At 64.2% G+C, this 12927-nt stretch carries 12 protein-coding genes and 2 tRNA genes; 7 read left to right on the top strand and 7 right to left on the bottom strand.

Annotated elements, in window-relative coordinates; all coding sequences use genetic code 11:
- Nucleotides 1-79: 79 nt before the first annotated feature.
- Complete coding sequence (locus tag GO014_RS14900; RefSeq protein WP_116589916.1) at nucleotides 80-535, bottom strand: Hsp20 family protein; 456 nt, start codon at nucleotides 533-535, stop codon at nucleotides 80-82.
- A gap of 438 nt (nucleotides 536-973) precedes the next feature.
- Here GO014_RS14900 and GO014_RS14895 point away from each other — a divergent pair, with 438 nt between their 5' ends.
- The gene (locus GO014_RS14895; RefSeq protein ID WP_157291105.1) at nucleotides 974-1912 is read left to right on the top strand and encodes an alpha/beta fold hydrolase; all 939 of its coding nucleotides are present in this window, start codon (nucleotides 974-976) and stop codon (nucleotides 1910-1912) included.
- Here the strand turns inward: GO014_RS14895 and GO014_RS14890 are convergent.
- Both GO014_RS14890 and GO014_RS14885 read right to left on the bottom strand, forming a co-directional pair.
- Nucleotides 1909-2703, bottom strand: a complete 795-nt coding sequence (locus tag GO014_RS14890) for an inositol monophosphatase family protein (protein WP_157291104.1) — start codon at nucleotides 2701-2703, stop codon at nucleotides 1909-1911. The genes GO014_RS14895 and GO014_RS14890 overlap by 4 nt on opposite strands.
- A gap of 320 nt (nucleotides 2704-3023) precedes the next feature.
- Nucleotides 3024-3920: an N-formylglutamate amidohydrolase gene (locus tag GO014_RS14885; RefSeq protein WP_343030980.1), complete on the bottom strand. Its 897-nt coding sequence runs from the start codon at nucleotides 3918-3920 to the stop codon at nucleotides 3024-3026.
- A 218-nt stretch (nucleotides 3921-4138) separates the two neighbouring features.
- On the opposite strand from GO014_RS14885, the gene cpdR reads away from it, so the two are divergent.
- From cpdR to GO014_RS14870, 3 genes are all read left to right on the top strand, one after another.
- The gene (cpdR, locus tag GO014_RS14880; RefSeq protein WP_046105558.1) at nucleotides 4139-4498 is read left to right on the top strand and encodes a cell cycle two-component system response regulator CpdR; all 360 of its coding nucleotides are present in this window, start codon (nucleotides 4139-4141) and stop codon (nucleotides 4496-4498) included.
- Nucleotides 4499-4649: 151 nt separating this feature from the next.
- Nucleotides 4650-4724 (top strand) — tRNA-Val (locus GO014_RS14875).
- Nucleotides 4725-4770: 46 nt separating this feature from the next.
- Nucleotides 4771-4845 (top strand) — tRNA-Val (locus GO014_RS14870).
- Between the two features lie 165 nt (nucleotides 4846-5010).
- Here GO014_RS14870 and GO014_RS14865 read toward each other — a convergent pair.
- A complete protein-coding gene (locus GO014_RS14865; protein WP_157291103.1) occupies nucleotides 5011-5625 on the bottom strand; it encodes a pyridoxamine 5'-phosphate oxidase family protein in 615 nt (204 codons plus the stop codon).
- A 104-nt stretch (nucleotides 5626-5729) separates the two neighbouring features.
- Between GO014_RS14865 and msrB the strand changes: the two genes are divergently transcribed.
- A complete protein-coding gene (msrB, locus tag GO014_RS14860; RefSeq protein ID WP_157291102.1) occupies nucleotides 5730-6134 on the top strand; it encodes a peptide-methionine (R)-S-oxide reductase MsrB in 405 nt (134 codons plus the stop codon).
- A 54-nt stretch (nucleotides 6135-6188) separates the two neighbouring features.
- Here msrB and hrpB read toward each other — a convergent pair whose 3' ends face one another.
- A complete protein-coding gene (hrpB, locus tag GO014_RS14855) occupies nucleotides 6189-8639 on the bottom strand; it encodes an ATP-dependent helicase HrpB (RefSeq protein ID WP_157291101.1) in 2451 nt (816 codons plus the stop codon).
- 155 nt (nucleotides 8640-8794) lie between these two features.
- Between hrpB and GO014_RS14850 the strand changes: the two genes are divergently transcribed.
- Nucleotides 8795-9661 (top strand): aldose 1-epimerase family protein, encoded by an 867-nt coding sequence (locus GO014_RS14850; protein ID WP_157291100.1) that lies wholly within the window; start codon nucleotides 8795-8797, stop codon nucleotides 9659-9661.
- Here GO014_RS14850 and GO014_RS14845 read toward each other — a convergent pair whose 3' ends face one another.
- Both GO014_RS14845 and GO014_RS14840 read right to left on the bottom strand, forming a co-directional pair.
- Nucleotides 9662-11185 carry a helicase HerA domain-containing protein gene (locus GO014_RS14845; RefSeq protein ID WP_157291151.1) on the bottom strand — a complete coding sequence of 508 codons (1524 nt, stop codon included), beginning with the start codon at nucleotides 11183-11185 and terminating at the stop codon, nucleotides 9662-9664.
- Between the two features lie 129 nt (nucleotides 11186-11314).
- Nucleotides 11315-11938 carry a class I SAM-dependent methyltransferase gene (locus GO014_RS14840; protein ID WP_157291099.1) on the bottom strand — a complete coding sequence of 208 codons (624 nt, stop codon included), beginning with the start codon at nucleotides 11936-11938 and terminating at the stop codon, nucleotides 11315-11317.
- Between the two features lie 107 nt (nucleotides 11939-12045).
- Between GO014_RS14840 and GO014_RS14835 the strand changes: the two genes are divergently transcribed.
- A complete protein-coding gene (locus GO014_RS14835) occupies nucleotides 12046-12924 on the top strand; it encodes a LysR family transcriptional regulator (RefSeq protein ID WP_157291098.1) in 879 nt (292 codons plus the stop codon).
- The last annotated feature ends 3 nt before the right edge of the window (nucleotides 12925-12927 follow it).

Below are 12927 nucleotides of genomic sequence, written 5' to 3'. Positions count from 1 at the left end.
TATCGCCTTTCGAGCGCAGCTTTCATGGCCTAGACCCTTAAAATTGCTCCACCCGGGCGATTTTGCGCAAGCGCCGGGCCTAGTTCACGGATTTGTCCTCGATGGTGGCGGTGCCGCCATTGATCTGGATGGTGCGCGCCTTCTTGCTTTCGGGCAGTTCGCGCTTCAGCTCCAGATGCAACAGGCCGTTCTCAAGGGTTGCGCCTTGCACCTCGACATAGTCGGCAAGCTGGAAGCGCAGCTCGAAGGCGCGCTCGGCAATGCCGCGATGGAGGAATTCACGCTTGTCCTCACCGCTCTCTGAGGGCTTGGCACCCTTGACGACGAGGCTGTTTTCCTTGGTCTCCACGGCGATGTCGCCATTGGAGAAGCCGGCTACGGCAATCGAGATGCGATAGGTGTCATCGCCGGTGCGCTCGATATTGTAGGGCGGATAGGTCTTGGTTTCCTGAGCGCCCAGGCTGTCGAGCCGGTTGAACAGCCGGTCAAAGCCGACAGTGGAGCGGTAGAAGGGGGAAAAATCGATGGTCTGCATTTTCACATTCTCCGATTGAGCAACGTGGTTGAGTGTCGACCGGTGCCTGTGGCGGTGCTCCCTTGCATAGGCGAGACCGATTGGACAGGGCCGGTGTCCCCGGTATGCCCGGCGAACAGCATTGATGTAGGTGCGGCCAGAGCCGGTTCAAGAGCCTGGCGAGATGAACCCAAGATGAATGATCCGCTCCGTTCCGGTTCAGGTGCATTGGCCTAGAAAGGGGCATGTGAACGTGGCCGGACAGCTCCGGCGGAAGCGCTCGCACCCCTGACGGTCCCGTCAACCCGCCCCCCGCATGGGACCGCGCAGACAAGGAAAGCCAGCAGCCAGACCGGTTGCTGGCTTTTCTTTTTTCACAATGCCCGATTAAGGTCGCCGCCAAAGCGGAAACGAGGGCACGCATTGTCAGCGCAAGTCGAACCAAACGGACCCAGGCTGGTGTCCATCCCGACCAATCCGGTGCCCGAGGGCGCGCGGGTGGGCTATTTCACCACCTCGGACAAGGTGCGGCTGCGCTATGCGCTGTGGCCGAAAACCGAGGGGCCGCAACGCGGCACGGTGTGCCTGGTGCAGGGGCGGACCGAATATATCGAAAAATATTTCGAGACCATCGCCGACTTCCGCAAACGCGGCTTTGCCGTGGCGACTTTCGATTGGCGCGGCCAGGGCGGCTCGGACCGGCTGATCGGCAACCCGCATGTCGGCTATGTCGATCGCTTCGAGGATTACTGGACCGATCTGCGCTGTTTTCACGCCGGGATCCTGCTGCCCGATTGTCCGCCGCCCTTCTATCTGGTGGGCCATTCCATGGGCGGGCTGGCCAGCCTGATCGCGACGACGCGCGACCGGATGATGTTCGACCGGGTGTTTCTCAGCGCGCCCATGGTGGGCCTGCATGGCCTGGATCACAGCCTGCATCGCTGGGCGGCTGTGGCCGAAACGGTGAGTTTTTTCGGGCTCGGGCATTTGCCGCTCAAGCGCAAGGGCGACCGGCGGCCGGACGAAAGCATGTATCCGGACAATCCCCTGACCTCCGACATGCTGCGCTACAAGCGCATGGTCGAAACCATCAGGGCCGATGACGGGCTTTATGTCGGCTCGCCAAGCTTCCGCTGGCTTGGGGCTTCCATGCGGGCCATGCTGGAAACCCGGCATGACCGGTTTCCCGGCGAAATCCGCATCCCCCTGTTGATCCTGGCGGCGGCGCGGGAGCGGATCGTTTCCACCCCGGCCATCGAGCATTTGGGCCTGCGTCTGCGCACAGGGCGGCATATGGTGATCGCCGGATCGCGCCACGAGATGTTCATGGAGGCCGATCCAGTGCGCGGTCAGGTGTTTGCCGCATTCGACGCTTTCATTACCGAGCAGAGCCGCTAGGCGGCGTTGATCAGCTCCAGCGCCCTGTCGAGCAGTTGGGGGGTTGCGGCGGCCACTACATTGCCGCCGCCGCTGGGTTCGGAGCCGTCCCAGCAGGCGATGGCGCCGCCAGCCTCGCGGATGATCGGCACCAAAGCGGCGATATCATAGGTGTTGAGATAGGGCTCGATGACGAGGTCCGCCTGCCCGGCAGCCAGCAGCGCATAGCCATAGCAATCCATGCCAAAGCGCTGCAGGCGCGTGGCCTGCTCCACCGCCAGCCATTTGCTCCAGTGTTCGCCAGAAAACAGGTTCGGGGTGGTGGTAAAGACGCGCGCGGCGGCCAGCTCGGTCTGGCCGCTGGTCTGGTTGGTGCGCAACAGCTCGCCGCGCCGATAGGTCGAGCGGCCCGGCACGGCGATGAACTCCTCGCCGATAAAGGGCTGGCTCATCAGCCCGGCCACCGCCACCCCATCAATGGCAAAGCCGATCAGCGTGCCCCAGACCGGTGCGCCTGAAATGAAGGCGCGCGTCCCATCGACCGGGTCGATGATCCAGCTATGGTGTCCTTGCCCGGTCGTGCCCCATTCCTCGCCGATGATCTGGTGATCGGGAAAGGCCTGGGCGATGATGTCGCGGATGACGGTTTCTGCACCCTTGTCTGCCTCGGTGACCGGGTCGAAGCCGGCATCGAGCTTGTTGTCGATGGCAAGCGGGGTGCGGAACAGGGGCAGGGTGTGCTGCGCGGCTGCCGCGCTGGCCTGGCGCAGAACCGCTTCAATCCGGGCAAAATCGATCGAGGTGGCGGGCATATCGGAGCTTTCGAGGCTGTGGGTCAGACAAAAGACAAATCTGACAAGGATTTACTTGCGAACACTCTTAGTTGAGCGGCAGAGATGCCATAATTTATCCCGGATTTTCTGTGTCGTTTCTGATTCATTTTTGCAACAAGGCGGGCGGGAACTGCTGTGGACAGAGGCGGAAAGCCTTGTCCAACGGCGTAAATGGGTTCATCGAAAAGGGGCATGGTGCGTTGCCGAACGGCCCGGCATCTGGGTGCCGCGTTCGGTGAACATCGTTCCTCCCTTGACTGGGGCCGTCTTTGGGGGCGGCCCCTTTTGTTTGTCAGGGTTTATTCTGCCGCAGCCTGCTCTGGCAAGGCGGCGATGCCGGCCAGAGCCACCAGATCGATCCCCACCAGGGTCATGACCAGCCGCTCGATCAGCGCCTTGATGGTGTCAAAGCCGGCGTTTTTCTCCAGCGTCACCTCGTTCATATAGAGATGACGGCTGATTTCGATCTGCAGGGCATGAACGCCATGTTGCGGGCGGCCATAGGCGCGGGTGCAGAAGCCCCCGGCATAGGGGCGGTTGCGGGCAACCCGCAGGCCCGCCGAGGCAAATACGGTTTCGACCAGATCGACCAGCGGACCGGCACAGGTGGTGCCATAGCGGTCGCCCAGAACGATGTCGGGTGTGGCCCGCTCGCCATGGCGGCCCAGCCGCGGCATGGAATGGCAATCGATCAGCACGCCAAGGCCGAATTTGGCCACGCTTTCGGACAGCAGCTTTTGCAGCGCCGCGTGATAAGGGTGGTAGATGCCCTCGATGCGCATGCGCGCGTCTTCCAGCGTCAGGCGTTCGCGATAGATCGGCTTGTTTTCGGCCACCACGCGGGCCAGCGTGCCCAGCCCGGCCGCGACGCGGGGAGAGCTGGTGTTGAACCGGTCCGATAACGGTTCGACGAACATTGTGGGGTCCAGTTCCCAGGGTTCGCGATTGACGTCGAGATAGGCCCTGGGGAAATGCGCCCTGAGAAGCGGCGCGCCAAGATGGGGCGCCCGGCCGAACAATTCGTCGACAAAGGCGTCCTCGGACTGGCGGATCGAGAGGTGGTCAAGCCGCGCCATGGCCAGGAACCGCTCGGGATAGATCCGGCCCGAATGGGGCGAGTTGAACACGACAGGCGCGACCAGCCGTCGTGGACGGATCGTCTCAAATGCCGGTTGATCCCAGTAGTCGGACCGCACGCCGTCTCCCCCATATGGCGGTATGGTCCGCCCGAAAGTGATTTGCTGGAGTTAAGTTTCGCGCGCGGCGGCGCGATTGTCCAGAATTGTTGCATTTGTGCGAACAACGCGGAAAAGGGCGCACTGGATGCAGTGAGAGGTTGCGAAAGCGGTACGGTGGCATAAACATCGGCGCAAATACCGACTCAGCCGCTGGCTCTGCCCCAAGAGGACCCTTGATGAAGCGAATCCTGCTCGCCGAAGACGACAATGATATGCGCCAGTTCCTGACGCGGGCGCTCAAGAATGCCGGCTATGAGGTTGTGTCCTTCGACAATGGGCTGTCGGCCTATGAGCGGCTGCGCGAAGAACCGTTCTCCCTGCTGCTGAGCGATATCGTGATGCCGGAAATGGACGGGATCGAACTGGCGCGCCGCGCCACCGAGCTCGACCCCGACCTCAAGGTGATGTTCATCACCGGCTTTGCCGCCGTGGCGCTCAACCCCGACAGCGACGCGCCCAAGGATGCCTCTGTGCTGTCCAAGCCCTTTCACCTCAAGGATCTGGTCAACGAAGTGGAGCGCCTGCTGGCGGCCTGATCCAAAGCCTTCAAAGACGCGGAAACGGGCGGATGCGGGGGCTTTGTCGAGCAAGAATTCACAGCTTGCTGATTGGCTCTTGACCCCAACGGGGATTTTATGGTCTATCCGCGCCACCGGAACGGCGCAGCCAGTCCGGTCCCGGAGAGATGGGCGTATAGCTCAGCGGGAGAGCACCTCGTTGACATCGAGGGGGTCACAAGTTCAATCCTTGTTACGCCCACCATCTCTTTCCGGTTCGCTTGGTCCTTCTATTAGGACATGGGCGATGTGGGAGTATAGCTCAGCGGGAGAGCATTCGCTTCACACGCGAAGGGTCACAAGTTCAATCCTTGTTACTCCCACCATTTGCCTTCGTTTCCGATGAAGGCGGTCTGCAAATCCCCATACCCTCCGCTTCCGGTGCTCACGTGCCAAACGCACGCTGCGTGCCGGTTCTCGGCAACGGGCATTGTCGCCTCATCTTGACCGGCTCAAAGGCAAATGTTGCCTTGAACTCGCGCTAGTATTGCTCACCACATTGTCTGTTTCGCCCGTTCGGGCCAGGCCTTGTCATAGCTCTCGCCACCCACTTCTTCGGCCGTCATCGCCGCCAGGATCTGGCCGGGGGTGGGAAGGCTTTCCGGGTCGACATGGCGTTCGGGGTTCCAGAGCTCGGAGCGGATGATGGCCCGGGCGCATTGAAAATAGACCTCATCGATATCGAGGACGATCACCGAGCGCGGCGCCTTGTCCTCAACCGCGAAGCTTTCGAGCAAGGCCGGATCGATGGAGAGATGCGCGCGGCCATTGACGCGCAACGTGGTGCCCGAGCCGGGAATGAGGAAGAGCAGGGCACAGCGCGGGTCGCGTACGATGTTGCGCAGGCTGTCGATGCGGTTGTTGCCGCGCCGGTCGGGCATCATCAGGGTGTTGTCGTCATGGATGCGCACAAAACCAGGCTTGTCGCCGCGTGGCGAGCAGTCAATGCCTTCGGGGCCGATGGTGGCGAGCGCGGCAAAGGGGCTCGCTGCGATCAGGCGTCGGTAGTCTGGCGTTATTGCACGTGCCACCTTGGCGGTGGCAGCGGGGGCAGGGGCGGGCTGATAAAGCGCCTCAAGCTGGTCGAGGGTGGTGATCCTGGTCATGCAAAACGCCTGGGAACCGCGTCGTGATGGAACGCGCGCTGGGATTGATGTGTAACCAAGCCTATATGACAAACGAAACACAGGTCGAGACAAGGAGTGTTGCCATGGATGCGCAAACTTTCCCCGTGACCCGCACCGATGCCGAGTGGCGCGCGCGGCTGAGCGAAGAGCAATATTACATCATGCGCCAGCACGGCACCGAGCGGCCGGGTTCCTGCGCGTTATTGCACGAGAAACGCCCCGGCACCTTTTCCTGCGCCGGGTGCGACAGCCCGCTGTTTGCCGCGACGCTGAAATTCGAAAGTGGTACCGGCTGGCCCAGCTTCAACGACCCGATCCCTGGCTCGGTGGAGACCACAACCGATCGTTCGCATGGCATGGTGCGCACGGAAGTGCATTGCGCCACCTGCGGCGGTCATCTGGGCCATGTGTTCCCCGATGGGCCGCCGCCGACCGGCCTGCGCTATTGCATCAACGGGGTCGCGTTGAACTTCGAGCCAAGCGAGTGAACCAGGCCCCGGACGAAAGTCCGGGGTTTTTTGTGGATGGCTGGGCAAGGAGCGTCAGGTGCCACGCGGCTTGGCGCGATTGGTGGCCGGGGCGGCGATTGGATCGTCGGGCCAGGGGTGGCGCGGATAGCGGCCCTTGAGGTCGCGCGCCACGTCCTTCCAGCTGCCGCGCCAGAAACCGGGCAGATCCCGCGTGGTCTGGATCGGCCGGTGGGCCGGCGAAAGCAGGACCAGCAGAAGCGGTATCCGGCCATTGGCAATGCTGGGGTGCCGGTCGAGCCCGAACAGCTCCTGCACCCGGATTTCGAGCGCCGGGCCATTTTCGGCGGCGTAATCGATCGGCAAATGACTGCCCGAGGGGGCGTGAAAATGGCTGGGCAGGAGCTTTTCCATTTCCTGCTTTTTTGCCCAGGGCAGCAGGGCTTCCAGTGCCGCGCCCAGATGCTCGGCAGTGAGCGCGGATAACCGGGTTTCACCCAATATGTGCGGGACCAGCCAGGCGGGGTCGGCAGACAGGGCGGTGTCCGTCAGGTCGGGCCAATCTGCGCCAAGGCTCAGGTGCAGGAAGGTGGCGCGGGCGCGCAGGGCCTTTTGGTCCTTGCTCCAGGGCAGCGCCTCGACCCGCTTGATGGCGGCTTCGGCAAGGAGCTTCGCGGCGGCGTCAAAATCGGTCACAGGGGCGGTTTCGTCGGCCAGCCGCAGGGCGTCGAGCCGTCGTTGACGGCGGGCGCGCACGGCGCCGCTCGCGGGATCGAAGGTCAGGGTGGTTTCGGTGCGGATATGGTTGGCGAACAGGGCCTCAAGTTCACTGGTATTTAGCGCGGCGGCCGAACGGATGCGGCCCTGCGTGGCGCTGCCTGTGACATCGGCCACGACTAGGAAGGGCGCGCCGGCCAGGGCGTGTGTCTCGTCGAGCTGGGCCTGCCTGCCATTGGCGAGGCGGAAGCGGCCGCGGGCACCGGCTGATTGCGCGACCCGGTCGGGAAAGGCGCGCGCCAGGTGATGGCCAGGCGACAGGTCTTCGCCGGAGGACCCACCGGCCAGCTTCGTCCAGCGCCGCGCCAGGTTGCGGGCCTCGTCGGCGCGGCGCGATCGATCGGTGCGGAAGCGTTCCAGGCGACGGGCAAGGTCGGTATCGTCGCCACCCAGCCCGCGCTCTCCGATCAGCACGGCCAATTCGGCGGCGGTCTGTGCATCGCCGTCTTCGGCGCCGGCGACCACCATATGAGCCAGGCGCGGATGCAGGGGGAGGCGAGCAAGGGCCTTGCCGGCTGGCGTGAGGTGCCCTGCCTCGTCTGTGGCGTCGAGGCGAGACAGGAGCGCCTTGGCCTCGGCCCAGGCTGGGGCGGGCGGGGGATCGAGGAAGGCCAGAGCCTGCGGATCGCTAACGCCCCAACTGGCAAGGTCGAGCAACAGGCCGGAGAGATCAGCGGCGAGGATTTCCGGGGTTTCGAACGGTTCGAGCGCGGCGCTCTGGCCCTGGTGCCAGAGCCTTATGCAGACGCCGGGGCTGGTGCGGCCAGCCCGGCCGCGGCGCTGATCGGCGCCGGCGCGGGATACGCGGCGGGTGGCCAGGGTGGTCATGCCCGTCGATGGTTCATAGACCGGCACACGACGAAATCCACTGTCGATGACGATGCGCACGCCCTCAATCGTCAGCGAGGTTTCCGCAATCGATGTCGCCAGCACGATCTTGCGGCGGCCTTCGGGGGCCGGCTGGATGGCGCGATCCTGCTCGGCGGGCGCAAGCTGACCATAGAGCGGCGCCAGATCCGTATCGGCAGGCAGGCGCGTGGCGAGCCGTGAGGCAGTGCGGGTAATCTCGCCCTGGCCGGGCAGGAACACGAGCACTGATCCTTCATGTTCGCGCAGGGCAGCGAGTGTGGCGCTGGCTACCTGGTCTTCGAGGCGCTGCAGCGGGTCGGGTTCAAGATGAACGGTTTCGACCGGAAAGGTGCGCCCGGGGCTGTCAATGACCGGTGCGTCATCAAGCAGCCTGGCGACGCGCGCACCATCGATGGTGGCGGACATGACCAGAATGCGCAAATCGGGCCGCAGGGCGCGGGCGTCGAGGGTCAGTGCAAGGCCCAGGTCACCATCGAGACTGCGCTCGTGAAACTCATCAAAAATGACGGCCGCGACGCCGCTCAGTTCCGGGTCATCAAGCAGCATGCGGGTGAACACGCCCTCCGTCACCACTTCGATGCGGGTGCGGGCGGACACCTTCGTCTCCATGCGCACGCGATAGCCCACGGTTTGACCCACCTCTTCAGCCAACAGCCGGGACATTTGCCGGGCGGCGGCACGGGCAGCGAGGCGTCGGGGTTCGAGCATGATGATGCGGCCATCGTCCCGCCAAGGGGCATCGAGCAGGGCCAGCGGCACGCGCGTCGTCTTGCCCGCGCCCGGCTGGGCCACCAGCACGGCGGAAATCCCCTTGTCCAGGGCGTCGGCCAGGGCAGGCAAGGCGGCATCAATGGGCAGCGGGGGCAAGGCGTTGGACATGGCTAGGCGATAGCCCCTGACATGGTGACGAAGCAAGAGGCCGTCGCTTCTAGGCGCCCTTAGGCGCTTGTTCATCGCAAGCGTACTTGCGGGTTCTCTCCTGCGCCAGAGTGGATTAGGGTGCACGCCGTTCCAGCACCGTCCCGGAGTGGCGCATGCAACTGACCCGTATCGCCAACGACCAGATCACCGTCGATATCGCGGCGCTTGGCGCGGAGATGCAGTCGATCCAGACACGCGATGGCCGGCAGTGGCTCTGGCATGGCGATGCTGCCTATTGGACCGGCCGGTCGCCGATCCTGTTTCCCATTGTCGGCAAGGCGCCCAATGACACGGTGACAGTGGACGGTGTTCCGTTCCAGATGAGCCAGCATGGTTTTGCCCGGCGCAGCAATTTCGAGCTGTTGGTCGAGGAGTCCGATCGCTGCGTTTATCGGCTGACCGCCTCTGAAGCGAGCCGGGCCATGTATCCGTTCGACTTCGAGCTCGATGTCGAGCACCGGTTGGAGGGGCGCGCCGTGGTGGTCAGCGCCACAGTCACCAATCATGACCACAAGATCATGCCCTTCGGCATTGGCTTTCACCCGGCCTTTTCCTGGCCGCTGCCGGGTGCCGAGGGCAAGCCGCATAGTATTGAGCTGGATGAAGGCGGCGCCCCGGCATTGCGTCGTTTGTCGGGCGGTCTGGTGCACCCCAAGGCGCTGCCCTCGCCCTTTGACGCGGGGCAGATGACGCTGGATCACAGCCAGTTTACCGATGATGCCATGCTGTTTCCCGAAGGTGCGGGCGCCGGACTGGTCTATGGCCCGGCCGCAGGGCCAAGCGTGCACTTCACCTGGGAGAACCTGCCCAATTTTGCCCTTTGGACCAAGCCGGGCGCGGGGTTCATCTGCCTTGAGCCCTGGCACGGCACGGCGGCGGAAGTGGGCGGCTCGGAAGAGTTGAGCGAACGGCCTTTTACGGAACTGCTGGGGCCGGGTGCTTCGGCGCGCTACAGCTTCAGGGCGGAGCTGCGCGGTTAGTCACTCCGCTGCGCCGCGTTCCTCGATCAATTCGTCCGGGCCATTGGGATCGCCTGGCGCTGTTTCCGCGCCAAGATCAGGGAAGGCGGCGATGCGTGCCCCGCGGAAATCGGTGCGCAAGACGATTAGCCCACGCTCCTCGAACCAGGTCAGCAGGCGCCGGGCACGGCTGGATGAATGAGTGCCGTAAAGCCGGGCCAGCGTGGCGTCGGAGGGGCAGGGGGCCCGGGTCAACGCGGCCTGGGCAATGACCAGGAACACGCCCTGCACATCATCGGTCAGCGTTTCGGAGAGGCTCAGGGCCTGTTGCCAGCCGTCGGAGGCGGCTGTCTGTTCATCGGGCGCCACCCGAGCTACGGCAAGCAGGCGCTTGAAGGCGGGCAGGGCCGGTGGATCACCCGGAATGCGGCGGATGCGACAGCGGACAAGAAAATCCTGATAAAGCTGCGCGGTGTTGCGAAAACCCGCGTCGGGGTCGCTCATCAGTTCAACCATCACCGCCTGGATCATGGCGTCGCGCTCGGCCTCGTCGATCTCAGGGAACAGTGAAGCGGGTTCTTCCGGTGCTTCGGCGCGGGCCTTGGCACGGGCCTCTGCGACCTGGGCCAGCAATTCATTTGTCGACGGCGGCGGGGGCGGCGCCGGACGACGCACCACCGGCCGGGCCAGTTCCTCGGGGTCCTGGGTGAAAATCAGATCGGCCGCATCGGCCGGCGCCTCGGGCAATGGGGTCAGCTTGGGGCTGGTCGAGCGCGCCGAAGTTTCCACCGCACCGATGACGATGGGCAAGGGGCGGCGCGAGATGGCGGGCCCGAGGGCCACGAAATGGCCCCGAGCCAGATCGCGGAACTGTTCGGCCTGCCGGCGATCCATGCCCAGAAGATCGGCGGCGCGGGCCATGTCGATGTCGAGAAAGGTGCGGCCCATCAGGAAGTTGGAGGCTTCCGCTGCCACGTTCTTGGCCAGCTTGGCCAGGCGCTGGGTGGCGATGACGCCCGCCAGACCGCGCTTGCGGCCACGGCACATCAGATTGGTCATGGCGCCCAGCGAGAGCTTGCGCGCCTCGTCCGAGACCTCGCCTCCTGCGGCCGGCGCAAAGAGCTGGGCCTCGTCGACCACGACCAGCACCGGATACCAGAAATCCCGGTCGGCATCGAACATGCCGCCGAGAAAGGCGGCGGCGGCGCGCATCTGCTGTTCGGCGTCCAACCCCTCGAGGTTGAGCACCACCGAGACACGGTGCTGGCGCACGCGATTGGCAATGCGGGTCAATTCGCTTTCGGTGCGGGTGGCGTCGACCACCAGATGCCCATACTTGTCGGACAGGGTGACGAAATCACCCTCGGGATCAATGATGCACTGCTGCACCCATTGGGCAGATTGCTCCAGCAGGCGGCGCAGCAGATGGGATTTGCCGGACCCTGAATTGCCCTGCACCAGAAGGCGCGTGGCGAGCAATTCTTCAAGATCCATGTGGGCTGGGCCGGATCCCCGGCTTTCTCCCATGTCGATGGCGACCTGCATCATCTCTCCGGCTGGATGCGCCTCATCTCCAGCGGGAAGGCAGACGCACGGCTAACTGACTATTTGCGAGTGATAGCACATAGCCTCACCGATTCGCCCAATCGGGAAAAGCCCGGTTCCACAGGGCAATCAGTCCGGCTTGCGCGCGATGATGAAGACGGCTGCCCGGGGCTTGGGGCGCCAGTCATGCTCAATGGTAAAGCCTGGGCGAGTGATGTCCTGGCGCAACTGGTCCCGGTCCATGACGGTGAGTACCGGAAGCAGGCCAAGAGCACGGCCAAGCGGGGCGATGTAGCCCAACCACCTGGCGGTCTCGGCAATGCAGACGGTGCTGGAGACGAAAATGCCCCCTGGCTTGAGAATGTCGAAGACGCGCTGAATGACGGCCTGCCGGTCCTGTAGCAGGTGCAGGACGGACATGGCCAACACGACGTCGTAGCTGGCTGGTGCGATGGCCATGGTGGTGATGTCGCCCTTTTCGAAGGTGACATTGTCGACCCCGGCCTGGGCGGCGCGGATGCGGGCCTTTTCCAACATACGCTCGGAAAAATCCACCGCCCGGACGCTGCGGACGTGTGGGGCATGGATAATGGCGGTGCCGCCGGTGCCACAGCCGAACTCGAAGACGTCCATGTCCGGTGTGAAGTGGGACTGGGTTTTGGCCAGTTTGGTGCGGTAGGCCTGCTCGTCGCTGATAGGCTGGGCGGCATAGCGGTCCGCCATCCGGTCCCAGAAGGCGCTTGGCTCGGCCATGGTCTAACTGCTCGTCCCCAGGAATACTGGCAGCAGGATAACCGGGGGCTCAAGAAAACAAAATTGCAGAATTTGGCACAAGAACTATACGTAAATGCATGAAGGAAATGCCCGGGCCGATTGACTGGAACCAGATGCGCGCGCTGTTGGCGACGGTGGAGGCCGGCTCGCTATCGGCGGCGGCGCAGCGGCTCGGCCTGACCCAGCCGACGCTCGGGCGACAGGTGGCGGCGCTCGAGGAAGACCTGGGCATTGCCGTATTCGAGCGGGTGGGGCGGCGCCTGATTTTGACAGAGGCGGGGCAGCGGCTGGTCGCCGATCTGCGCGAGATGGGCGCGGCTGCGGACCGCGTCGCGATGTCGGCTGCGGCACAGTCGCAATCGGTGGAGGGCGTCGTAAGGATTACCGCCGCCGACATCTATGCAGGGCATGTTCTGCCGCCCCTTCTGGCCAAGGTGCGCAAGGCCGCGCCGGGCATTACCCTGGAGGTGCTGGCGACAGGGTCGATCAGTGACCTGCTGCGGCGTGAAGCCGACATTGCCATCCGCCATGTCCGGCCCGACCAGGATGGCCTGATCGCGAGGCGGTGCCGGGACACGGCGGCTTATGTCTATGGCACGCCGGACTTGCTCGACCGGCTGGGGCGACCGAGCAATGGCGTTGAACTGGCTCGTTGCGAAATGAGTGGTGCGATAGACGGAATCGAGCCCTTCATCGCCGAGATGCGGCAGCGCGGGGTGCCCCTGAGCAGGGCCAATTTCCCTCTATTGACGCAGAGCGGGATGACTGGCTGGGAATGGGTGTGCCGAGGCATATGCGTCGGGCCGATGGTCGAAGCGGTCGCCCGGCAAACTCCGGAGGTCGAGATCGCCGTGCCCGCCATCGACCCTATCCCGGTGCCGGTCTGGCTGGTGACCCATCGGGAGTTGCACACCAGCCGGCGGATCCGGCTGGTGTTCGACATGCTGGTCGAGCATTTCTCTTGATCG

Origin of the sequence: Devosia marina (assembly GCF_009758415.1) — a bacterium.
GTDB classification, from domain to species: Bacteria; Pseudomonadota; Alphaproteobacteria; order Rhizobiales; family Devosiaceae; genus Devosia; species Devosia marina.
The sequence above is the reverse complement of the archived record's forward strand: the minus strand, read 5'-3'. Positions and strand labels throughout refer to the sequence as shown.

Excerpts from the sequence above, each read along its gene's own strand:
- GO014_RS14900 (WP_116589916.1), bottom strand. The coding sequence starts at position 535 with ATGCAGACCATCGATTTTTCCCCCTTCTACCGCTCCACTGTCGGCTTT.
- GO014_RS14890 (WP_157291104.1), bottom strand. The coding sequence starts at position 2,703 with ATGCCCGCCACCTCGATCGATTTTGCCCGGATTGAAGCGGTTCTGCGC.
- cpdR (WP_046105558.1), top strand. The coding sequence starts at position 4,139 with ATGAAGCGAATCCTGCTCGCCGAAGACGACAATGATATGCGCCAGTTC.
- GO014_RS14865 (WP_157291103.1), bottom strand. The coding sequence starts at position 5,625 with ATGACCAGGATCACCACCCTCGACCAGCTTGAGGCGCTTTATCAGCCC.
- msrB (WP_157291102.1), top strand. The coding sequence starts at position 5,730 with ATGGATGCGCAAACTTTCCCCGTGACCCGCACCGATGCCGAGTGGCGC.
- hrpB (WP_157291101.1), bottom strand. The coding sequence starts at position 8,639 with ATGTCCAACGCCTTGCCCCCGCTGCCCATTGATGCCGCCTTGCCTGCC.
- GO014_RS14850 (WP_157291100.1), top strand. The coding sequence starts at position 8,795 with ATGCAACTGACCCGTATCGCCAACGACCAGATCACCGTCGATATCGCG.
- GO014_RS14845 (WP_157291151.1), bottom strand. The coding sequence starts at position 11,185 with ATGCAGGTCGCCATCGACATGGGAGAAAGCCGGGGATCCGGCCCAGCC.
- GO014_RS14840 (WP_157291099.1), bottom strand. The coding sequence starts at position 11,938 with ATGGCCGAGCCAAGCGCCTTCTGGGACCGGATGGCGGACCGCTATGCC.
- GO014_RS14835 (WP_157291098.1), top strand. The coding sequence starts at position 12,046 with ATGCCCGGGCCGATTGACTGGAACCAGATGCGCGCGCTGTTGGCGACG.